This window comes from Amycolatopsis sp. NPDC034160, assembly GCF_055575355.1.
On record NZ_JBVISU010000013.1, the window covers coordinates 162,784 to 184,033 of the forward strand.

Sequence of the window (21,250 nt, forward strand, 5' to 3'; positions counted from 1 at the left end):
CGGGAGGTTAACCCGTTAGAGCTGACTGATGTCGAGCTTTCCTTCGGAGTGGAAGGCCCGCAGCCGCTTCTTGTCGAACTTGCCGACGCTGGTCTTGGGGACTTCGTCCACAAAGGTCCAATTCTCCGGAAGCTGCCACTTCGCGACCTTGTCTGCCAGGAAGGCGCGCAATTCCTCGGCCGTGACGCTCTGGCCTTCCTTCACCACGACGGCGACCAGCGGGCGCTCGTCCCACTTCTCGTCGGGGATGCCGACGACGGCCGCTTCGGCGACCGCCGGATGCGCCATCACCTGGTTCTCCAGGTCCACCGACGAGATCCATTCGCCGCCGGACTTGATGACGTCCTTCGCGCGGTCGGTGAGCGTGAGGTAGCCGTCCGGACTGATCTTGCCGACGTCGCCGGTGCGCAGCCAGCCGTCGTGGAACTTCTCCGGGTCGGGCTCCTCGTCGCTCGTGCCGCTGTAGTACGACGCCGCGATCCAGGGCCCCTGTACTTCGAGTTCGCCGACGCTTTCGTTGTCCCACGGCAGTTCTTCGCCGTTGTCGCCGATCAGCCTGGCGCTGACGGACGCCGGGAACCGGCCCTGCGTGTAGCGGTACTCCCAGGCCTTCTCGCCGGTCGCGGCCGCCGGGGGACGCGCGACGCTGCCCAGCGGCGACGTCTCGGTCATGCCCCAGGCGTGCAGGATCGGCACGTTGTAGCGGTCTTCGAACGCGTGCATCAGCGACGGCGGTGCGGCCGAACCGCCGACCACGACCTCGCGCAGATGCGAGATGTCCTGAGGGTTCGCGTCGAGGTGCGAGAGCAGGCCCTGCCAGATGGTGGGGACGGCACCGGCGAAGGTCGGCTTCTCCGCGTCGAGCATCTGCGCGATGGGGGCGGGCTGGAGGAACCTGTCCGGCATCAGCAGCGAAGCGCCGACCATCATCGCCGCGTACGGCATTCCCCACGCCATCGCGTGGAACATCGGGACGATCGCGAGGGCCTTGTCGTGCTGGGCCAGCCGCATGCTGTCGGACATGGTGACCTGCATCGAGTGCAGCCAGATCGACCGGTGTGAGTACGCGACGCCCTTCGGGTCACCCGTGGTGCCCGAGGTGTAACACATCGCGGCGGCCGACCGCTCGTCCACGTCGGGCCAGTCGAAGGTGTCGGGCTGGCCCGCCAGCAGCTCGCTGTAGGAGTGCACCTGGACGCCTTCGGGCGCCGGGAGGCTGGAGGGGTCGCCGTTGGCCACGATGACGTGACGCACCGTCTTCAGCTCGGGCAGCTGCTTGGCCAGCAGCGGGACCAGCGTGCCGTCGACGATGACGACCTGGTCCTCCGCGTGGTTGGCGACGAAGACCAGCTGCTCGGGGAACAGCCGGATGTTCAGCGTGTGCAGCACCGCGCCCATGGCGGGAATGGCCAGGTAGGCGGCCATGTGCTCGGCGTTGTTCCACATGAAGGTGCCGACCCGCTGGTCACCGGTGATGCCCAGGCTCCGGAGGGCGTTGGCGAGCCGCGCGGCGTGCTTGCCGAGTTCACCGTAGGTCTCGCGACGGGCTTCTGAACCGGTCCAGGTGATCACCTCGCTCTCGGAGTGCACCGTCGTGCCGTGGCGGAGCAGCCTCGCCAACGACAGCTGTCCGTCCTGCATCGTGCTCAACATCGTGTACTCCCGTGGTGCTCGTTCTCCGGTGAACTGGGGTTGCGCCGACTCTAATCCGGGTGGGGTGAACTGGTCAGTAACGTCGCAGGCAACCGTTCGGTCACAGTGTCGCGCTAACGGGTGGCCGCCGGTTCGGGTCAAGATCGTCAATAATTCGTCTTTTTCTTACCGTCAAACGAAAAATGACCAACAGTGCGAAGTGTCGGTATCGCTCATAAGGGTGATGAACGCCATCGAATCGACCCCTGAATGGCGCGTTTCCGCAGGCTGGGGCGGGTTGCCCAGGGCGTGGTCGAGGGGTAATAAGTGCGTGTCGGTTTCACTGCCACGGAACAGGTGGCGTTTACTGGGGCCGTGGTACAGAGACGGCTGGCCAGCGCTTGCGGCTGCAAGCACGGGTAAATGGCCGTCGGCCGCGAAAGCGGAGACCTGAGATGAAAGGACTACTACGTTGGCTCTGCCCACGTTGACTCCGGAGCAGCGCGCCGATGCCCTCGCCAAGGCGGCTGAGGCTCGCAAGGCGCGCTCCGAGCTGCTTGCGTCGATCAAGTCCGGCAAGGAGAGCATCGACAAGGTGCTCAAGCAGGCCAAGGAGAACAAGACCATCGGCAAGACGAAGGTCACGCAGCTGCTGAAGGCCGTGCCCGGTCTGGGCGCGGTCAAGGTCGCCGCCCTGCTGGAGCAGGCCGGAATCGACCCGGACCGGCGCGCCGCCGGCCTGGGTGAGCGGCAGCGTGAGGCCCTCCTCGAGGCGCTGAAGTAACGCTTCCACCCAGGTCACGGGCTGTCCAGGGGAAGGTGTCGCCCGAGAGGCTGTTGCCCGGGCAACACTTTCCCCTGGTCTCAGCCCGAGCCTGGGAGGCTGGTGGGGTGACGACCAGTACCGCACCGGTGACCCCGGCAGACCTGGCCGCCCGCTACGAGCGGGGCGACTTCCTCCTGGCCACGGCGCGGCACGCGCTCCTCGCGACCGGTGCCGCGGCCACCGCGACCGAAACCGATCCGGCGCGGTTGTCCCGGGTGCTGCCCGGACTGTTCGCCGACTCGGGTGCCCCGATCGCGGTCGGCGTGCTGCCCTTCGACACCAGTGAGGGCACGTCCACGCCGGGGCATCTGGTCCTGCCGCGCGCGGTCCATCGCGCGTCGTCCGACCAGGCCGCCGTACCGCCTCGTACGGCGCTTCCGCAGCCGGTGAAGGTCACTCCGGTGCCTGAACCGGAGGCGCATCTGGCCGCCGTCCGCGCGGCCGTCTCGGCGCTGAGCGAACGCGACCTGCGCAAGGTCGTGCTGGCCCGTGCGCTCGATCTCGATTTCGCCGGAGCCGTTCCGGTCGCCGACGTCGTCCGGAACCTGGCGAACGGCAATCCCCGGCACACCACGTACGCCGTGCAGTTGCCCGGCGGGCGCACGCTCGTCGGCGCCACCCCCGAACTCCTGGTGTCCCGCACCGGCGGCTCCGTCCTGTCGCGTCCGCATGCCGGGTCGATGCCCCGGTCGGCGGACCCGGCGATCGACAAGGCCAAGGGTGAGGCGCTCCTGGCGTCCGCAAAAGACCACCTCGAACACGCCGTGGTGGTGGAATCCGTCGTCGAGATCCTGCGGCCGTTCTGCCGCACGCTCGACGTCCGCGGCCCGGAGCTGGTCTCGACCCCGGCGATCTGGCATCTCTCGACGACCGTCACCGGTGAGCTGATCGACGAGGACGTCACCGCCTTGGACCTCGCCGCCGCGCTGCACCCGACGCCCGCCGTCTGCGGCACCCCGACCGACGCGGCCCGCTCGCTGGTCGGCGAGCTCGAGCCGTTCGATCGCGCGTACTACGCGGGCGCCGTCGGCTGGGTCGACGCGGCCGGGGACGGCGAATGGGCCGTCGGGATCCGGTGCGCGGAGATCGCCGACACCTCCATGCGGCTGTACGCCGGCGGTGGCATCGTGCCCGCTTCCGACCCCAGGACCGAGCTGGACGAGACGTCGGCGAAGTTCCGCACCCTGCTGGCCGCGATGGGCCTGGAGGTCTGACCCTCCGGCGTTTAGTCCTCTCAATGCGGTAGTTGCACGCGCAAGTACCGCATTGAGAGGACGAAATGCGGGAGTCAGAGGGGCGCGAAGTCCTCGCTCACGGAGATCTCGTCGGAGGTCAGGAGCGCGACGGCGGCCCGGTAGCCCTCGGCCGCCTTCAGGTCCACGAGCCGCGTCCGCGCCGGGTCGAGGGCCGAGTCGCCCGAGGAGACCAGCCGCGCCTCCTCGTCGTGCCCGGAGAACGTGATGCTCTGCAGCGGGATCTTCAGGCCCTTACCGGTGGCCTTTATGACGGCTTCCTTGCGCGTCCAGTAGGTGAAGAACGCCGTCGTCCGCTGCTCGGGGAGCAGACCGGACACCGCCGCCCGCTCGGCCGGGCTCAGCGCGTACTCGATGAGCGAATCGTCGGCCCGCCTGGTCGCGGTCTCGACGTCGAGGCCGACCGGGGTGCCCGCGGTGGCCGCGACGCCGATGAGGTCGCCGGAATGCGAGATCGACAGCATCAGCGGCGCGCCGGGCACCCTGGGGCGGCCGTGCGGTTTGCCGCAGTCGTCACAGGTCGCGTCGAAGCTCACGTCCTCGACGGCCAGACCGAGCCGCTCGGCGGTGATGGTTTTGGCCAGTACACGGCCGGTCAGGAACCGGCGTTTGTCGATGTCCTGGCGATAGTTGTCGTACCGGCCCTGTTCGAGCCGGTCGAGCAGCTTCAGGAACCGGGGTTCAGGGGGCAGGGGCGCCGACCAGCGGACCGCACATTCGATCACGTCTTCTTTTTACCCGATCCCACATCGGCCTCACTCGAATCCTCGTCGAGGAGCGTCGCTTCGTCGAACGGCGACTGGCCGTTCAGGGTCCGGTCCAGCTGCTCGCGGTCGATCTCCTTGGTCCAGGTGCCGATGAGCACGGTCGCGACGGCGTTGCCCGCGAAGTTCGTCAGTGCGCGGGCCTCGGACATGAACCGGTCGATGCCGACGATGAACCCGACGCCGTCGACCAGTTCCGGCCGGTGCGAGGACAACCCGCCCGCCAGCGTCGCGAGCCCGGCGCCGGTGACCCCGGCCGCGCCCTTCGACGCGATGATCATGAACACCAGCAGGGAGATCTGCTCGCCGATGGTCAGCGGTTTGTCGAGCGCGTCGGCGATGAAGATGGACGCCATCGTCAGGTAGATCGCGGTGCCGTCGAGGTTGAACGAGTACCCGGTCGGCACGGTGATGCCGACGACCGGTTTGGAGACGCCGGCGTGTTCCATTTTCGCGATCAGTCGCGGCAGCGCCGATTCCGACGACGACGTCGACAGGATCAGCAGGAACTCGCGGCCGAGGTACTTCAGCAGCTTGAAGATGTTGACCCTGGCCAGCAGGCCGACGAGCAGCCCGAGCACCACGAACACGAACAGCGCGCAGGTGAGGTAGAAGCCGAGCATGATCACCGCGAGGCTCTGCAGTGCTTTCCAGCCGGTCTCGCCGACGACGGCGGCGATCGCGCCGAACGCGCCGATCGGGGCCGCCCACATGATCATCGCGAGGATCCGGAACACGAGCCGCTGGATGTGCTCGATGCCGCGGCGGATCGGCTCGCCCTTCGTGCCCAGTTTCTGCAATGCGAACCCGGCGAGCAGCGCGACCAGCAGCGTCTGCAGCACCTCGCCCTCGGTGAAGGCCGAAACCAGCGTCTTGGGGATGATGCCGAGCAGGAAGTCGACCGTGCCCTCGCTCTTGGCGATCTGACCTTGACCCTTTTCGGCGATCTCCGGGGTCAGGTGCAGTCCGGCGCCGGGCTGCAGCAGATTGCCGACGACCAGGCCGATGACCAGCGCGACCGTCGACATGACCAGGAAGTAGCCGAGCGCGAGCCCGCCGACGCGGCCGACCTTCGCGGCCTTCGCCACCGAGCCGACGCCGAGCGCGATCGTGCAGAAGATGATCGGCGAGATCATCATCTTGATGAGGTTCACGAAGCCGGTGCCCAGCGGCTTCAGTTCCTTGCCGACCTGCGGGAACAGGATGCCGACCGCGATGCCGAGCAGTACGGCGGCGATCACGGCGAGATAGAGGTAATGCGTCCGGTCCCGCTTCGTCGCGGGTTCCTGCGTGCTCATGGGTGCCCTTCGACGAGGTGAGAACAGGTTGCGAAAACTTATGACAGGACCTCGTGTTCGACAACCGAAGCGGTACTCTGGGACTAAGCAAGCGCTTAGTAATGCCGAGGAGGAACAGGCCGACCATGGATTTCTCTCTGAGCGTCGAAGAACGCGAGGTGCGTGACTGGGTACGCACGTTCGTCCAGCGCGAGCTGATGCCGCGTGAGCAGGAGGTGCTGCGCCGCGAACGCGCCGGTCAGCCCGGCCTCACCTCCGACGAACTTCGCGAGCTGCAGCTGAAGGCCAAGGAGTCCGGGTTCTGGGGCGTGCAGACGCCCGAGGAGTACGGCGGCATGGGCCTGTCCGCGGTGATGACCGCGTTGCTGGAGGCCGAACTCGGCCGCACGTTCGTCCCGTTCCGCTTCGGCGGCACGGCGGACAACATCCTGTACTACGCCAACGACGAGCAGAAGGAGCGCTACCTGCTCCCGACGATCTCGGGCGAGCGCAAATCGTGCTTCGCGATCACCGAACCCGGCGCGGGCTCGGACGCGAAGGCCATCCGGACCTCCGCCCGCAAGGACGGCACCGACTGGGTCATCAACGGCGAGAAGACCTTCATCACCGGCGGTAACGAGGCCGACTTCGTGATGGTCTTCGCGATCACCGACCCGGAGAAGGGCGCGAACGGCGGCGTCACCTGCTTCCTCGTCGACCGCGACGCGGGCTGGAAGTCCGAGTACATCGACACCATGGGCGAATGGGGCCCGGCGTCACTGGTCTTCGAGGACGTCCGCGTGCCGGAGACACAGATCCTCGGTGAACTCGGCCACGGTTTCGACCTGGCCATGCAGTGGATCGGCGCCGGCCGCTACCTGCTGCCCGCCCGCGCCATCGGCTCGTGCGAGCGGCTGATCTCGATGGCCATCGAGCACGCCAACACGCGGGAGACGTTCGGGCAGAAGATCGCCGAGCGCCAGGCGATCCAGTGGATGATCGCGGACTCCGGCGTCGAGCTGGAGGCGCTGCGCTGGCTGGTGCTGCACGCCGCCTGGCAGGTCGACCAGAAGCTGGATTCCCGGCACGCTCAGTCGATGGCGAAGCTCTACGGCGGGGTGAAGGCGAACGAGATCGTCGACCGCGTCCTGCAGATCCACGGCGGAATGGGCTACACGCGGGAACTGCCGGTCGAGCGGTGGTACCGCGAACTGCGGCTGCTGCGGATCTACGAGGGCACCGACGAGATCCAACGCCGGACCATCGCGCGCAACCTGCTGAAGGGGCACGTCAAGGTCGGCGGCACCCTCGGCTGAGACGGGTACAGACTGGTCGTGAGTGGCGATTCGGGTTAGAACCCGAATCGCCACTCACGACCCACGCGGGCGCCCGCCAAGTGCGATGAAGGGGCCTTTCATAGCAAATTCGCTAGGAAAGGCCCCTTCATCGCGTGGGCCTCTAGTCGTCTTCCTCTTCGTCGTCGTCCTTCTGGTTCCGCATCGCGATGGGGACCCCGGCCAGGTCCTCTTCGTTGCAGAGAAGTTTCACGTCGTAATACGGCGAACCCTGACGGTCGTCGTAGTCGAGATGGACGGCCAGTACATCGACCGGTTCCCCGAGCCACTCCTGAGCCTGGCGTAGCCATGTCGCGCACCGTTCGAGCGCCGTGGGCAGGTCGTCGTCCCGGAATCCCACCGGGCGGTAGGGGACGTCCTGCACCTGATCACGGGGGTTCGAAGGCACCGGCAACGCCGGCGAGAGACCCGAGTCGTCCAGTTCGAGTTGGATCGTTTGCTCAGTCACCCTTCGAGCGTCCCCCAGACAAGCCGTCTGAGCAAGGCGTACCGGGTAGGAGTCGCCGTTAAACGGGCACTCGCCACACTCCTGAGACCACTTCACGGCAGTTTTGCAGGTGCACGGGCCCCAGCGGATCGGCGCAGCCCAGCGCCCGCAGCGCCAGTTCCGCGTAGTGCGCGGCCAGCTGATCCAGGCTGAGCGGCCCCTGCGGCGAATACCAGCGCGCGACCCCGCTGCACATCTCCACCAGTGCGAGCCGGGTCACCGAAGGCTGATCGGTGTGGAAGACGCCTGCCGCGACACCGTCTTCGATGGCGTCCGCCCACAGCCGTTCGTAGGCGTCGCGCAGCCCCACCACTTCGGCCCTGGCGCCGGGGGTGAGCGCGTGGACCTCGTTGTCCACCACGCGGGTGTCATCCGGCTGGATGGCGTGCGCGAGGACGTGCAGCGCGACCAGGGAGCCGAGCCGCGACACGGGATCGGCCAGTCCGGCGGTCGCCTGCTCCGCCGCGTCGAGCAGCCGCCGCAGCGACTCGTTCATGATGGCCACCAGCAGATCCTCTTTGGTGCCCATGTAGTGGTAGAGGCTGGCCGACGACAGCTCGGCCTCCTGGGCGAGGTCCCGGATGCCGGTCCCGTGGAAACCCTTGGTGGCGAACAGTTTCACCGCCGCCTGGCGGACCCTTTCGCGGGTGCTCACCGCCATGAGCCGGTGGTCCGGTCCCAGGATCCGGCCCGCGGGTCGGCCACCTTCTTCAGCTCGCCCTTGGCGACCCGTTCCGACGGGGTCATCGGCAGTTCCTTGGGGAACGCCCAGAAGCGGGGCACCTTGAAGTAGGCCAGTTTCGCCGAGCAGAACTCCGCCAGTTCGGCCGGTGCGCACTCGTGCCCCTCGTTCTCGTCAAGGACGATGTACGCCTTGACCTCCTCGCCGCGGATCTCGTCCGGTACCGCGACGACGGCGGCGAGCTTGACCGCCGGATGCAGCTGCAGGGCCCGTTCGACCTCGTCGGCGGAGATGTTCTCGCCGCTGCGCCGGATCATGTCCTTGGTGCGGCCCACGTAGTACACGCGGCCCTCGACGTCCATTGTGGCCAGGTCGCCGGTGTGGAACCAGCCGCCTTCGAACGCGCGTGCGGTGGCCTGGGCATCGTCGTGGTAGCCGTGCATCAGGCCGACCCCTCGGATCAGGAGCTCACCGGTTTCCCCTCGTGGCAGGGGTTTGCCGTCCGCGTCGGCGATCATCACCTCGCGGGTGGGCGCGGGCCTGCCCAGGCAGCCGGTGCCGATCGTCTCCTCGTGATCCGCCGGGTACATCCGGATGTCGCCGCCGGTTTCGGTCATGCCGAAGGCCTCGTACCATGGCGTGTTCCAGCGGGCTTCGAGCGCGGCGTGCAGATCGCGCGGGATGGCCGACGCGCAGATCGCGCGGACCCGGTGCGCGGTGTCCAGTTCGCTCTCCGGCTGCCGCAGCAGAAGCGTGGGCATCAGGCCGAGGCAGTAGAACCAGGTGACGCCGTGTTCGCGGACCTTCTCCCAGAACGTGGACGGGTGGAAGCGGTCGAGCACCACGAGTGTCGCGCCGCCCGCGAGCCCCAGCGCGACGTTCCACTGTGGATCGATGTAGTGGAACGGTTGCGCGGTCAGGATGACGTCGTCCGCGCCGACCGTGGGGAAGTCCGTCGCCAGGCTGATGGACAGGGTCGTCCAGTACCGGTTCGGCAGTACGCAACCCTTGGGGGCGCCCGTGGTGCCCGAGGTGTACTGGATGTTGACCGGGCGCTCGCCTTCGCTCACGAAGTCCGGGGTGGCCCCGGAACCAGTCAGTTCGCCGGGGGTGAGCACCCGCTCCAGCGAGCTCTCCGGCGCGATCTTCTCGAGCAGCTCCAGGAACTCTTCGGCGGCGACGGCGAATCTGGCGCCGGAATGCCGGAGCACGTGGGCGCCGTCGAATTCGCGGTAACCGGTGTTGACCGGGACGAGGATGCCGCCGATCTTGGCCAGCGCCAGCCACAGCAGCGGGAACTCCGGCTGGTTCCGCAGCATCACGGCGACCCGGTCGCCCGGCTCGACGCCGAGGTCCAGCAGCGCGCGGGCGAACTCCGTGCTGCGCCTGTCGACGTCGGCGAAGGTGAAGCGTTCACCGGTCGCGTCGAAGATCCACGCCGTCTTGTCCGGCCACAATGCCGCGGCACGGGTGGTCAGGCCGAGAAGGGTGTCGATCCCGGCGAGCGAGGTCATGTGCGGCTCCGGAAGGCCTCGGCCGAGGAGAGGACGGCGGCGGAGTGTTCGGTGATCAGCGCGTGGCTGACTTCCAGTTCGAGTGCGGCGTCGAGCGAGCTGTCTATGCCGGAATCGAGGGCCCGTTTGGCCATGGTGGCCGCGGCGGGCGGATGGGCGGCGATCCGGCCCGCCCAGTCGAGCGCGGTGTCCATCAGGTCGTCGGCGGGCAGGGCGGCGTTGACGAGGCCGAGTTCGTGCGCCTTGGCGCCGCTCACCCGGTCACCCAGCAGCAGGAGTTCCTTGGCCTTCAACGGGCCGACCAGCAGCGGCAGCAACCGCGACGCCGCGCCGGTGACGCTCAGGCCCAGGGAGACTTCGGGGAAGGCGAACACCGCGTCGTCGGCGGCGAGGATCAGGTCGCAGCCCATCGCGAACTCGGCGCCCGCGCCGATCGCGTAGCCGTGGACCGCGGCGATGACGGGCTGACGAAGCCCGCGAAGGCGGCGGGTTACGTCCTGTAGCCGGTCGAGCCGCGGGCGTGAATCACCTTCGGGGGTGGGCTCTTTGAGGTCATGCCCCGCGCAGAAAGCTCGTCCGCGCCCGGCGAGCACCACCGCCCGCGCGTCGGAGTGGGCGACCGCGTCGAGCGCCTCCAGCAGGTCGTCGACCAGTTCGGCGACCACCGCGTTGAGCCGTTCGGGGCGGTTCAGCCAAATGACCGCGATGCCATCGTCGAGTGCGTAGTCCACGGTGCTCATGGAGCCGAGCCTAGACGACCGATCGATCGATCGATAGGGTCGGATTCATGCGGGTCGACACGGTCTACGAGAACGCCCGGTTCCTCACCGGAACAGGGGAATCCGTATCGCTAGCGGTGCTGAACGGGCATATCGTCGCATTGGATGACGATGCCGCCGCGCTTTCCGCAAAGCGTCGCGTCGATCTTGGCGGCTCCGTCGTCGTCCCCGGCTTCCATGACGCGCACAACCACATGGCCTGGTTCGGGATGGCGCTCGACGACGTCCCGCTTTCGGATTGCCGCAGCGTGGACGAGGTGTACGACGCCGTCGCGCGACGCGCCGCCGACACGCCGCCGGGCGGCTGGATCATCGGCAGCGGCTACGACCAGAACAAGCTCGTGGGTGGCCATCCGACGAGGCAAGGACTCGACCGCGCGGCCCCGGGGCACCTCGTGCGGCTCAAGCACACGTCCGGGCATATGACCGTGGTCAACTCGGCGGTACTGGAGCGGCTGGATCTGGCGAATGTGCCGGTGGGCGGTGACGTCGTCCGCGACGAGGACGGCTCGCCGACCGGTTTGCTGCGGGAGCAGGCCCAGTTGTTGCTGCGGCCGCTGACCTATCCGACGCCGGTGGAGACCGTCGCGCGCGGCCTGGACCGGGCGAGCGAGCGGTACCTGGCCGAGGGGATCACGAGCGTCCAGGAGGCCGGGATCGGCGGAGGTCTCGTGGGGGAGACCCCGGCCGAACTCGCCGCCTACCAGCTCGCCCGCGATCGCGGGGTGCTGCGGGTGCGGAGCACGGTGATGGTCGCGGCGAGTGTGCTGCACGATCTCGACGCGGGGGCGGGCTTCGGTCTCGACCTGGGGATGCGCACCGGTTTCGGTGACGAATGGCTGCGGATCGGGGCGATGAAGCTGTTCGCCGACGGTTCGCTGATCGGCCGCACCTGCGCGATGCACGAGCCGTTCGCCGGTGAGCCGGACAACGTCGGCTACTTCCAGGTGCCCGAGGACGAGATCGCGCGGACCATCGGCGCCGCGCACCGGGCAGGCTGGCAGATCGCGACACACGCCATCGGCGACCGTGCGATCACCGTCGTGCTCGACGCCTACGAGGCCGCGCTCAAGGCGGACCCGCGGCCCGATCACCGGCATCGCATCGAGCATTGCGCGGTGCTGCGGCCCGAGGAGCTGAAGCGGCTGGCCGCACTGCGGCTGATCGCCTCACCGCAGGGCCGGTTCGTCAACGAGATCGGCGACGGGATGCGGGCCGCGCTCGGCCCCGAACGCGAGCCGTGGTGCTACCGGCTCAAGAGCCTGCTCGACGCCGGATGTGTGCTCCCCGCCAGCTCGGACCGCCCGGTCGTGGAAGGCGCGCCGCTGCTCGCGCTCGCCGACATGGTGCGGCGGAAGACGGCGTCCGGTGTGGTGTTGGGTCCCGATGAGCGGCTCACGGCCGCCGAAGCCTTGCGCGCGTACACCTACGGCTCGGCGTACGCCGCTTTCGCCGAGAAGGACCTGGGCACGCTGGAGCCGGGCAAGCTCGCGGACTTCGCCGTGCTCTCGGCCGATCCGACCGACGAGTCCACTTTGGATTCGATCCACGTCGTCGCCACCGCCGTCGGCGGCGACATCGTCTACGAACGGAGCTGAAACGGATGCCGGTACGGGACGCCGTCGCGGACGACATCGAGGAGATCTGCGCGCTCATCGAGGAGCACGCGGTCTACGAAGACAAACACGATTTGAAGCTCGACCGCCAGGAGCTGGCCGGGTTCCTCTTCGGGCCCGATCCGAAGGCATGGGTGCTGCTCGCCACCCCACCGGACGAGCCCGGCAAGATCGCGGGCTTCGCCTTCTGCAGCTGGAACTTCTCCACCTGGGAGGCCAAACCGGGGATCTGGCTCGACGACCTGTTCGTCCGTCCGGAGCACCGCCGCTTCGGCCTCGGGCGGGAGCTGCTCGACGAGCTGGCCGCCCGGACGCCGGGCCGGGTCGAATGGGACATGCAGGAGGGCAACGAGAAGGGCGAGGCGTTCTACGCCCAGCTCGGCGCGGAGCAGGTCCCGGGCTGGATCCGATACCGCTGGCGGCCGCACGCGGGGTGAGCCGCCGGTGCGCGGCAAGCCGTAAACTCGCACCCATGGGTGAAGGGGCAAGCCGCAGGTCGTCGTCCGTCGAGGACTACGTCCGGGTGATCTACGGGCTGGTGGAACGCGGTGAGGCCGTCACCAACACGTCGCTGGCCGGACGGCTGGAGGTCAGCCCGTCGTCCGCGTCCGGCATGGTCACCAAGCTGTCCCAGCTGGGGCTGGTCGCGCACGTCCCGTACCGCGGGATCGAACTCACCACCGAAGGCAGGCTGCTCGCCCGCTCGGTGCTCCGCCGCCATCGGCTGATCGAGACCTACCTGGTCTCCGAACTCGGCTACACCTGGGACGAGGTGCACGCCGAGGCCGACGCGCTCGAACACGCGGTGTCGGACAGGCTCGTCGAGCGGATCGCGGCGAAGCTCGGCAACCCGGTACGCGACCCGCACGGCGACCCGATCCCCGCCCCCGACGGCAGCGTCGAGGAGCTGCCGATGCGCATCCTCGACGACCTCCCGCCCGGCGCGGTCGGCGAGATCGTCCGCGTCTGGGACACCGATCCGGAACTCCTGCGCTACCTCACCGAGCACGCCATCGCCCTCGGCGAGCGGATCGAGGTCGTCGAGCGCCAGCCCTTCGGCGGCCCGATGGTGGTCAAGGTCGGCTCACCGCCGGACGCGGCGACGCACGCCATCGGCAAGGAGATCGCGCAGGCGCTGTCGGTCGAGCTGCGCTGAATCGCGCCCGGTGTCCACTGTGGACGCGTTTCGGCCGGGTCGCGTGGTGGGAATTTTCCCTACGTCCCTGCATAATTCGCGCCCGCGGCACATCACCCGCCTGCGAAGCCGATAGGTGATCTAAGACCCTTCCGATCATGTGTTCACGCGCCTAGGCTGCGCTATTCCGGGTGGCTAGCGAGCGTACGAAGGCGATGACAATGACCGGTCAGCGGACACACACCATCGACCGGGGGGTGGCGGAAGGACGTGAACTCAGGCGGCTGCTGGAGAACGGGCCGTTCGCGGACGCCCTCAGAGCGGCGATCAGGGCGAGGGGTCTCGGTCTCGACCGGATCCGGTACCGGCTGCGCGGGCGGGGGTGCTCGGTCAGTCTCGCGACATTGAGTCACTGGCAGTCCGGGCGTTGCCGCCCCGAACGGCCGGAATCCCTGCTGGTGCTCAAGAATCTCGAGGATGTCCTCGGGGTGCCGTCGGACTCCCTGTCCCGGCTTTTGGGACCACCGCGGCCATCGCGCTCACCGCGTGGGCGCGCGGCCCGGTGTACGGTGCCCGGCGAGAGCCTGGTGATGCAGCGAGGCCGGGAGACGTAGACGTGGAGGAGAGCCGGTGCGGGCGGTCGTCTTCGAAGAGTTCGGGGTGCTGCCCGAGGTACGCGAGGTGCCGGATCCGTCCGTGCCCCCCGGCGGGGTGGTGATCGCCCTCGACGCGACCGGGGTGTGCCGCAGTGACTGGCACTCCTGGCAGGGTCACGACGCGTCGGTGAAGCTGCCGCACGTCGCGGGGCACGAACTCGCCGGCCGGATCGCGTCGATCGGTGAGGGCGTCCGCGGCTGGTCGGCCGGGGACCGCGTGACCGCGCCGTTCGTCTGCGCGTGCGGCACCTGCGCCCAGTGCGCGGCCGGAGACCAGCAGATCTGCGACCGCGAGTTCCAGCCGGGCGCGACCCACTGGGGCTCGTTCGCCGAGTACGTCGCCATCGAGAACGCCGAGGTCAACCTCGTGGCGCTGCCGGATTCGCTGTCCGCCGCCGAAGCGGCCGCGCTGGGCTGCCGGTTCGGGACGGCGTTCCGCGCGGTGCTGCGCCAGGGCGGCGTCCGGCCGGGCCAGTGGGTCGCGGTCTACGGCTGCGGCGGGGTCGGCGTCTCGGCGATCCTGCTCGCCGTCGCGGCCGGTGCTTCGGTGGTCGCCGTCGACCCGTCACCGCAGGCCAGAGCGTTGGCGTCGCGGATGGGCGCGGCCGTGACCGTGGACGCGTCCAAGTTCGAAGGCCACGAAGCCGTCGCCGCGCACGTCCGCGACCTGACCGGCGGCGGTGCGCATGTCTCGCTCGACTGCCTCGGCTCGCCGACCACCTGCGCGGCGTCGATCGGCAGCCTGCGGAAACGCGGAAGGCACGTCCAGGCCGGGCTGATGCCGCCCGCGCAGGGTGTCGCGCCGATCCCGATGCACCGGGTGATCGGCGGGGAGCTGGAAATCGTCGGCATCCACGGGCTGCAAGCGCACGAATACCCCGAGATGCTGCGGGTGGTGGCGACCGCCGGGATCGATCTCGCCGGGATGATCGGCAAGCGGGTCGGCCTCGACGACGTCCCCGCGGTGCTGGCGGCGATGAACGATCCCGTCCCCGCTCAGGCCGGGGTGACCGTGGTCGAATTCGGTGATTCGCTGTGACCGGGTGAACGCGGTGTGGTCAACCGGCCGATCGGCGTAGTCCGAAAAGGTGGCTTCTCTCGGCCGAATGTGGCAGCTTTCCCGCTGTGACAGTCACGGACACTTCGTCTCGGCCGCGCTTCTTCGGGCGGATACTGAGGTGGTTCGCCGCGGCCGGGGTCATGGTCCGGGGCCACCGGATCATCGGCGCGCGGCCTCGTTCCGGCGTTTGACACACTCGGTGTGTGGACGCGCTGATCCCTCGCCCGCGTGCCGAAGTCGCACCCGGTGCCGTGCATATCCCCGACTGGCTCGATCTCGACGCGCAACGCCGGTTGATCGAGGCCTGTCGCGGCTGGCGTGGTTACCGGCAGACGCGGCTGCCGAACGGCGGCGTGATGTCCGTGCGGACGGTCTGTCTCGGCTGGCACTGGCACCCGTACCGGTATTCGAAGGTGACCGACGACGGCTCCCCGGTCCTTCCGTTTCCTTCGTGGTTGGGCGATCTCGGCAGGCGTGCTGTCTTCGACGCCCACGGGGTGTCGTCGTACGAGCCGGACATCGCACTGGTGAACTTCTACGACTCCGCCGCGAAGATGGGGATGCATCAGGACAAGGACGAGGCGTCGCTGGAGCCCGTCGTGTCGCTGAGCCTGGGGGACGCTTGCGTCTTCCGGTTCGGGAACACGTCCGATCGCGGGCGGCCCTACACCGACGTCGAGCTGCGGTCGGGGGACCTGTTCGTGTTCGGCGGCGAGTCGAGACTGGCCTTCCACGGGGTGCCGAAAGTGCTGCCGGGGACCGCTGATCCGGAACTGGGGCTGGTGGGGCGGTTGAACCTCACTTTGCGGGTTTCGGGCCTCGTGAGTGGTAATGACGGTTAGAACCGTCATTACCACTCACGAGCCGAAAGCGGATCCGCTGCCCCGGGCGCACCTGCGCGGCCACCTCCAGGTCCGCCTCCTCGACCACCGCGATCACGGGATAGCCCCCGGTCACCGGGTGGTCGGCCAGGAACAGGATCGGCTGCCCTGAAGGAGGAACCTGCAACGCGCCGGGCACGGCGGCCTCGGGCGGCAGCTCGCCACCACGCGCCCGCGAAAGCCCGGGGCCTTCCAGGCGTACGCCCACGCGATCGACGTCAGCGGTGGCCACGAAGGCGGAAGTGATCAAAGTGGACAGTGCGCCGGGTACGAACCAGGACACCCGGGGCCCGACGGTCACCCGCAGCACCGGCTCCTCCGCCAACGGAGCGCGGGGCGCGAGGTCGACCCCGGGATGAGGCGAAACCCGCTGCCCCACCGGCAAGGTCATCCCGGCGGACAGCGCGGGCGGGCCCAGTTTGCCGAGGGTGTCGGTCGCCCGGGAACCCAGCACCGGAGCGACGTCGACACCACCCCGCACGGCGACATAGCAACGCAAACCCCGGGAGGCCATGCCGAGGGCGAGTTCGTCGCCGGAGCCGACCGGGATCGGTGAGTTCGGGCCGAAAGCCCGCCCGCCGACGGTGATCGAGCAGGGCGCGCCGGTGACGGCGACGGTCGTGGGCGCGGAGAAACGCAGCACGAGGCCGCCTAGAACGCACTCCAGAGCCGCGTTGTCTTCGGGGTTTCCGACCAGCCTGTTGGCCAGCCGCAGCGAGCCCCGGTCGGCCGCACCGGACCGGCCGACGCCGATCGCGGCCAGCCCCGGCCGCCCGAGGTCCTGAACGGTGGCGAAGATACCGGGGCGGACGACTTCGAGCTTCGCGGTCATGAAGTGAACCGGATCCGCGTGCCCGGCGCCAGCAGGTTCGGCGGCTCCCGCTCGACGTCCCACACCGGCAGGGTGGTCCGCCCGATCAGCCGCCATCCGCCGGGCGAGGCGTGCGGGTATACCGCCGTGTACTCGCCCGCGATCGCGACCGATCCGGCGGGCACCCTGGTGCGCGGGCTCGACCGGCGCGGCAGGTGCAGCGCGGGATCGAGTCCGGTCAGGTAGGCGAAACCCGGCGCGAAGCCACAGAACGCCGAGACATAGGTGCCGTCTTCGTGCCGCCGGACGACGGCTTCGGCCGACATGCCCGCGGCTGCCGCCACCTCGGCCAGGTCCGGACCGTCGTAGCGCACGGGCACGACGATCTCCGCGGTCTCGCGAGGCGATACGTCCACAGTGGACCGATCCAGGATGGCGCCGGCGAGGCGGTCGTGGTGTGTCCGGCCAGGGTCGAACCGGACCAGGAGCGTCCGCGCGGCCGGGACCAGTTCCACGACGCCGTCCGGCGGATCCTGCTCCAGTGACGCGTGCAGCCCGAGCACCTCCGACGGATCGTCGAAGTCGACCATGGCCGCACGCGCCCCGTAGGGCAGCACTCGCATCACGCGGCCTCGAGGAATGGTCCGATGTGGACGCCGGACGCGCTCAGTCCCGCGCGGATCCGTCGCGCCAGCTCGACGGCGCCGGGCGTGTCACCGTGCACACACAGGGAATGTGGCTGGAGCGTCAGCTCGCTTCCGTCGTCGGCGATGACCTTGCCGGTGGTCGCCATCGCGACCGCCCGCGTCGTCACCTCGTCGGCGTCGTGGAGGACGGCACCCGGCAGTTTCCTCGACACCAGAAGGCCTTCCGATGTGTACGCGCGGTCCGCGAAGGCCTCGGCGTACGCGGGAAATCCGGCTTTTTCGGCCTGCTTGGCCATTTCCGAGTCCGGCGGGCACAGCAGCGCGAGCGCGGGGAAGAACCGGCGGATGCCTTCGACCACCGCGGCCGCCTGCTCCGGATCCACGGAAGCGGTGTTGTACAACGCCCCGTGCGGTTTGACGTACCGCACCCGCGTCCCCGCCGCCCGCGCGAACCCCTCGAGCGCGCCGATCTGGTAGAGCACGTCGTCGGTCAGGTCGGCGGGGGCGACATCCATCGCCCGTCGCCCGAACCCGGCCAGATCGCGGTAGGCGACGTGGGCGCCGATGACGACGCCGCGTTCCGCCGCGCGTTCGCAGACGCGCCGCATCACCGAGGGGTCACCGGCGTGGAAGCCGCACGCGACGTTCGCGCTGGTGACGATGTCGAGCATGGCGTCGTCGTCGCCCATCTTCCAGGCGCCGAAACCCTCGCCCAGGTCACTGTTGAGGTCGATACGGCTGAAGTCCATCAGGCCACCCTGAACTCACTGTCGAGTTTGTCGGTCACGAACATGTAGCCCGGCGCGTGCGTGATCGCGAACGGCGGCCGTGAGGCCATCAGCGCGGCCTGCGGGGTCACGCCGCACGCCCAGAACACCGGCACGTCACCGGGTTCCGCCTCGACCGGATCGCCGAAATCGGGTCGGCCGAGGTCGGCGATACCGAGCGCGCCGGGGTCACCGGCGTGCACGGGCGCGCCGTGCACGGAAGGCATCGTGCGGGTGATCCGCACGGCGTCGTCGACGCGGTCTTCGGGGATCTGCCGCATCGAGACCACCATCGGACCATGCAGGCGCCCGGCAGGGACGCACTCGCGGTTCGTTACGTACATCGCGACGTTACGGCCCTGGTCGACGTGCCGCAGCGGAATTCCCGCCGCGGCCAGCGCCGATTCGAAGGTGAAACTGCAGCCGATCGAGAACGCGACCATGTCACTGCGCCACAGCCCGCTCGCGTCCGGGACCTCGCCGGACAGCGCGCCGTTCTGCCACACGCGGTAACGCGGCAGGTCGGTGCGCAGATCCGCGCCGGGTGCCAGCCGCGTCGACGGGTCGCCGGGATCGCTGACATCGAGCACCGGGCAGGGTTGTGGATTCCGCTGGCAGAACAACAGGACGTCGTAGGCCCAGTCCTCGGGGACGGCGATCAGGTTGGTCTGGGTGAACCCGTTCGCCCAGCCGGTGGTCGGGCGGGCGGTACCCGCGCGGAACAGGGCGCGGACCTCGCCGGGTGTCATCGTCGCCGGTTCGTCGAAGGTGGTCATCGCGGTGCCTCCTCTTCCGATTGTCGTCACAGAAGTTCGCGGCCGCGAGTCTCGGGCAGGCCGAGCAGTGCCAGTACGGCGATGCCGTAGCCGACCGCGCCGAACACCATCGCGCCGCCGGCGCCGAGGAAACCGACCACGGCCGGGAAGGTCGCGCCGATGGCCCGGCCGAGGTTGTAGGTGAAGCCCTGCCCGGTCCCGCGCAGTGCCGACGGGTACAGCTCGGCGAGGAAGGCGCCGAACCCGCTGAAGATCGCGGACATCGAGAACCCGAGCGGGAAGCCGAGGAACAGCACGAGGGTGTTCGCGCCCGCCGGGATCTGCGTGTAGGCGATGATGAGACCCGCGGAAAGTACGGAGAACAGCAGGAAGGTCTTCTTGCGCCCCAGGAGATCCGTGAGATATCCGCCGGTGACGTAGCCGATGAACGCGCCGGAGATGAGGAACGCGAGATAACCGCCGGTGCCGATGACGGTCAGGCCACGGGTGGTCTTCAGGTAGCTCGGGAGCCAGGTCGCGAGCGTGTAGTACCCACCCTGGACGCCGGTGGCGAGGAGTGCGGCGAAGAACGTCGTGCGCAGCAGGTCCGGCTTGAAGATGCCCGCAAGCGAGCCGCGGTCCTTCTTGGTGGCCCTGGCGGCTTCCGCGACGGGGGCGTCCTGGACGTTGCGGCGGACCCACAGCACCAGCAGCGCGGGGATGACGCCGGTCCAGAACATGACGCGCCACGCGATGTCCGGGCTGAACAGGCTGAAGACGACGGTGTAGACGACCACCGAGAGCGCCCAGCCGACCGCCCACGCACTCTGTACGAAGGCGACCGTGCGGCCGCGATACTTCGCCTGCGAATACTCCGCCACCAGCGCGGCACCGGCCGCCCATTCGCCGCCGAAACCGAGTCCCTGCAGGGCACGGAAGATCAGGAGCGTCTCGAAGTTCGGCGCGAACCCGCAGAGCACGGTGAAGATCGTGTACATCGCGATGGTGATTTGGAGGGTGCGGACGCGGCCGATGCGGTCGGCCAGGATGCCCGCGCCGATGCCGCCGATCGCCGAGACCACCAGCGTCGTCGTGCCGAGCAGACCGGCCTCGCCCCCGGAGAGGCCGTAGTAAGCGGTGATGGCGGCCAGACCCAGCGGAAGTGTCTGGTAGTCGAACGAGTCGAGCCCGTACCCGCCGAACGCGCCTACGAAGGCCCGGCGGCCTCGCGAACCGAGCGTGCGGAACCAGGCGAAGGGGCGTGTGTCTCCGGTAGTGGCTGTCGCGTCCATCGGCACCTCCAGTGGATGAAGCTCATCGTGGCACGGGTCACATGGATAGCCACTGTAGGTATTGTTCAACAATTCCACAAGAGGATCCTTGGCTCGCCCTCTTGTGTGTAGGTAGGATCCGGTCCCGTGACGATCGCGGAGGGTGGTCCTGCGTCGGTGGAAGGACTCGAAGCGGATCGCGGCATGATCAGCCGCACCAGCACCGCCGAGCGGGTCGCGGGCGTCCTGCGCACGCGGATCGCGGAAGGGTTCTTCCTGCCGGGGGTGCGGCTGTCGGAGCACGACATCGGCTCGGCGCTCGGCGTCTCGCGGAACACGCTGCGTGAGGCGTTCCGGCTGCTCACGCACGAGCGGCTCTTGACCCATGAACTCAACCGCGGCGTTTTCGTGCGGGTGCTGTCCGTCGAAGACGTCGTCGACCTCTACAAGGTGCGCAAGGTCGTCGAGTGCTCCGCAGTCCGGGCGGTGACGGAGAAGCCGCCGACGTTCGCGAAGCTCGCGCGCATGGTCGAGGACGGCAGGCTCGCCGAGCGGAGCGAGCGCTGGCAGGACCTCGGCACCGCGAACATCCGCTTCCACTCGGCGATCGCGGAACTCGGTGGCAGCGAACGGATCGACGAGCTGATGCGCGGCATCTTCGCCGAGCTGCGGCTGGTGTTCCACATGATGGCCGACCCGCGGCGCTTCCACGAGCCGTACCTCAAGCGCAACGCGGAGATCCTCGAACGGATCGAGGCTGGCGACGGCCTCGGTGCCGAAGCGCTCCTCGCGCAGTACCTCACCGACGCCGAAAACCAGCTCGTCGAGGCCTACGCGGAACGCGCCTGACCGCGTCTATAGAGGGGTGAGGCAAACGTGTCGTGGTGGAGTGGGCGGGGCCGGCAGTGGCTGGGCCGTGAAGGACTCCTTGAGGGCAGCGGCGCGTGAGGGCCCCCTTCCCTCGGCTCAGCCGAGGAAACTCGACTTCACACCTTCACGCAGACAACGCCGCAGGGCGTGGGTCCAGTGGGTCGTGGGGGGGGGGTGGGGTTGTTCCCGTCTCCGGGCTCTCCACCCATCCC

The 21,250-nt window shown here is 68.9% G+C and carries 22 protein-coding genes; 10 read left to right on the forward strand and 12 right to left on the reverse strand.

From position 1 onward, the window contains the following. Positions 1-15: 15 nt before the first annotated feature. Entirely contained in the window at positions 16-1,653 is a 1,638-nt protein-coding gene (locus ACZ54P_RS25070; protein WP_465463988.1) for a long-chain fatty acid--CoA ligase, read from the reverse strand. Positions 1,654-2,104: 451 nt separating this feature from the next. Here ACZ54P_RS25070 and mihF point away from each other — a divergent pair, with 451 nt between their 5' ends. Beyond that, positions 2,105-2,416: an integration host factor, actinobacterial type gene (gene mihF, locus ACZ54P_RS25075; RefSeq protein ID WP_005155963.1), complete on the forward strand. Its 312-nt coding sequence runs from the start codon at positions 2,105-2,107 to the stop codon at positions 2,414-2,416. 107 nt (positions 2,417-2,523) lie between these two features. Next, entirely contained in the window at positions 2,524-3,672 is a 1,149-nt protein-coding gene (locus tag ACZ54P_RS25080) for an isochorismate synthase (RefSeq protein ID WP_465463989.1), read from the forward strand. Between the two features lie 74 nt (positions 3,673-3,746). Here ACZ54P_RS25080 and ACZ54P_RS25085 read toward each other — a convergent pair whose 3' ends face one another. Next, complete coding sequence (locus ACZ54P_RS25085) at positions 3,747-4,436, reverse strand: 4'-phosphopantetheinyl transferase family protein (RefSeq protein WP_465463990.1); 690 nt, start codon at positions 4,434-4,436, stop codon at positions 3,747-3,749. Continuing rightward, a complete protein-coding gene (locus ACZ54P_RS25090; RefSeq protein ID WP_465463991.1) occupies positions 4,433-5,773 on the reverse strand; it encodes a cation:dicarboxylate symporter family transporter in 1,341 nt (446 codons plus the stop codon). Before ACZ54P_RS25090 ends, ACZ54P_RS25085 begins: the two co-directional genes overlap by 4 nt. Before the next feature lie 125 nt (positions 5,774-5,898). On the opposite strand from ACZ54P_RS25090, the gene ACZ54P_RS25095 reads away from it, so the two are divergent. Further along, complete coding sequence (locus tag ACZ54P_RS25095; RefSeq protein WP_465463992.1) at positions 5,899-7,068, forward strand: acyl-CoA dehydrogenase family protein; 1,170 nt, start codon at positions 5,899-5,901, stop codon at positions 7,066-7,068. Positions 7,069-7,210: 142 nt separating this feature from the next. On the opposite strand, the gene ACZ54P_RS25100 is transcribed toward ACZ54P_RS25095, so the two are convergent. Genes ACZ54P_RS25100 through ACZ54P_RS25115 form a run of 4 tightly spaced genes read right to left on the reverse strand, consistent with a single transcriptional unit; the run spans position 7,211 to position 10,530 of the window. After that, positions 7,211-7,555 (reverse strand): hypothetical protein, encoded by a 345-nt coding sequence (locus tag ACZ54P_RS25100; protein ID WP_465463993.1) that lies wholly within the window; start codon positions 7,553-7,555, stop codon positions 7,211-7,213. Positions 7,556-7,613: 58 nt separating this feature from the next. Next, the gene (locus tag ACZ54P_RS25105; RefSeq protein WP_465463994.1) at positions 7,614-8,255 is read right to left on the reverse strand and encodes a TetR/AcrR family transcriptional regulator; all 642 of its coding nucleotides are present in this window, start codon (positions 8,253-8,255) and stop codon (positions 7,614-7,616) included. After that, on the reverse strand, positions 8,246-9,790 hold the full coding sequence (locus ACZ54P_RS25110; RefSeq protein WP_465463995.1) for an AMP-binding protein: 1,545 nt from the start codon (positions 9,788-9,790) through the stop codon (positions 8,246-8,248). Before ACZ54P_RS25110 ends, ACZ54P_RS25105 begins: the two co-directional genes overlap by 10 nt. After that, positions 9,787-10,530 carry an enoyl-CoA hydratase/isomerase family protein gene (locus ACZ54P_RS25115; RefSeq protein WP_465463996.1) on the reverse strand — a complete coding sequence of 248 codons (744 nt, stop codon included), beginning with the start codon at positions 10,528-10,530 and terminating at the stop codon, positions 9,787-9,789. Before ACZ54P_RS25115 ends, ACZ54P_RS25110 begins: the two co-directional genes overlap by 4 nt. A gap of 47 nt (positions 10,531-10,577) precedes the next feature. Here ACZ54P_RS25115 and ACZ54P_RS25120 point away from each other — a divergent pair, with 47 nt between their 5' ends. The 6 genes from ACZ54P_RS25120 to ACZ54P_RS25145 all read left to right on the forward strand — a co-directional run bounded on the left by ACZ54P_RS25120 (position 10,578) and on the right by ACZ54P_RS25145 (position 15,878). Then, positions 10,578-12,167 (forward strand): amidohydrolase, encoded by a 1,590-nt coding sequence (locus tag ACZ54P_RS25120; protein ID WP_465463997.1) that lies wholly within the window; start codon positions 10,578-10,580, stop codon positions 12,165-12,167. Positions 12,168-12,172: 5 nt separating this feature from the next. Continuing rightward, positions 12,173-12,622 carry a GNAT family N-acetyltransferase gene (locus ACZ54P_RS25125; RefSeq protein ID WP_465463998.1) on the forward strand — a complete coding sequence of 150 codons (450 nt, stop codon included), beginning with the start codon at positions 12,173-12,175 and terminating at the stop codon, positions 12,620-12,622. A gap of 35 nt (positions 12,623-12,657) precedes the next feature. Then, entirely contained in the window at positions 12,658-13,341 is a 684-nt protein-coding gene (locus ACZ54P_RS25130; protein ID WP_465463999.1) for a metal-dependent transcriptional regulator, read from the forward strand. 200 nt (positions 13,342-13,541) lie between these two features. Beyond that, a complete protein-coding gene (locus ACZ54P_RS25135) occupies positions 13,542-13,934 on the forward strand; it encodes a transcriptional regulator (RefSeq protein WP_465464000.1) in 393 nt (130 codons plus the stop codon). A 16-nt stretch (positions 13,935-13,950) separates the two neighbouring features. Next, positions 13,951-15,015, forward strand: a complete 1,065-nt coding sequence (locus tag ACZ54P_RS25140) for a zinc-binding dehydrogenase (protein ID WP_465464001.1) — start codon at positions 13,951-13,953, stop codon at positions 15,013-15,015. A 224-nt stretch (positions 15,016-15,239) separates the two neighbouring features. After that, the gene (locus ACZ54P_RS25145; protein WP_465464002.1) at positions 15,240-15,878 is read left to right on the forward strand and encodes an alpha-ketoglutarate-dependent dioxygenase AlkB family protein; all 639 of its coding nucleotides are present in this window, start codon (positions 15,240-15,242) and stop codon (positions 15,876-15,878) included. Here ACZ54P_RS25145 and ACZ54P_RS25150 read toward each other — a convergent pair. The 5 genes from ACZ54P_RS25150 to ACZ54P_RS25170 are packed head-to-tail and all read right to left on the reverse strand — an operon-like array spanning position 15,835 to position 20,189. Next, positions 15,835-16,749 carry a 5-oxoprolinase subunit C family protein gene (locus tag ACZ54P_RS25150; protein WP_465464003.1) on the reverse strand — a complete coding sequence of 305 codons (915 nt, stop codon included), beginning with the start codon at positions 16,747-16,749 and terminating at the stop codon, positions 15,835-15,837. The genes ACZ54P_RS25145 and ACZ54P_RS25150 overlap by 44 nt on opposite strands. Next, positions 16,746-17,351 carry a 5-oxoprolinase subunit B family protein gene (locus ACZ54P_RS25155; protein WP_465464004.1) on the reverse strand — a complete coding sequence of 202 codons (606 nt, stop codon included), beginning with the start codon at positions 17,349-17,351 and terminating at the stop codon, positions 16,746-16,748. Before ACZ54P_RS25155 ends, ACZ54P_RS25150 begins: the two co-directional genes overlap by 4 nt. After that, positions 17,351-18,124: a LamB/YcsF family protein gene (locus ACZ54P_RS25160; protein WP_465464005.1), complete on the reverse strand. Its 774-nt coding sequence runs from the start codon at positions 18,122-18,124 to the stop codon at positions 17,351-17,353. The genes ACZ54P_RS25155 and ACZ54P_RS25160 overlap by 1 nt, the downstream gene beginning before the upstream one ends. Beyond that, on the reverse strand, positions 18,124-18,918 hold the full coding sequence (locus ACZ54P_RS25165; protein ID WP_465464006.1) for a putative hydro-lyase: 795 nt from the start codon (positions 18,916-18,918) through the stop codon (positions 18,124-18,126). Before ACZ54P_RS25165 ends, ACZ54P_RS25160 begins: the two co-directional genes overlap by 1 nt. A gap of 26 nt (positions 18,919-18,944) precedes the next feature. Then, the gene (locus ACZ54P_RS25170) at positions 18,945-20,189 is read right to left on the reverse strand and encodes an MFS transporter (RefSeq protein WP_465464007.1); all 1,245 of its coding nucleotides are present in this window, start codon (positions 20,187-20,189) and stop codon (positions 18,945-18,947) included. Between the two features lie 183 nt (positions 20,190-20,372). Between ACZ54P_RS25170 and ACZ54P_RS25175 the strand changes: the two genes are divergently transcribed. Next, complete coding sequence (locus tag ACZ54P_RS25175; protein WP_465464069.1) at positions 20,373-21,017, forward strand: GntR family transcriptional regulator; 645 nt, start codon at positions 20,373-20,375, stop codon at positions 21,015-21,017. The last annotated feature ends 233 nt before the right edge of the window (positions 21,018-21,250 follow it).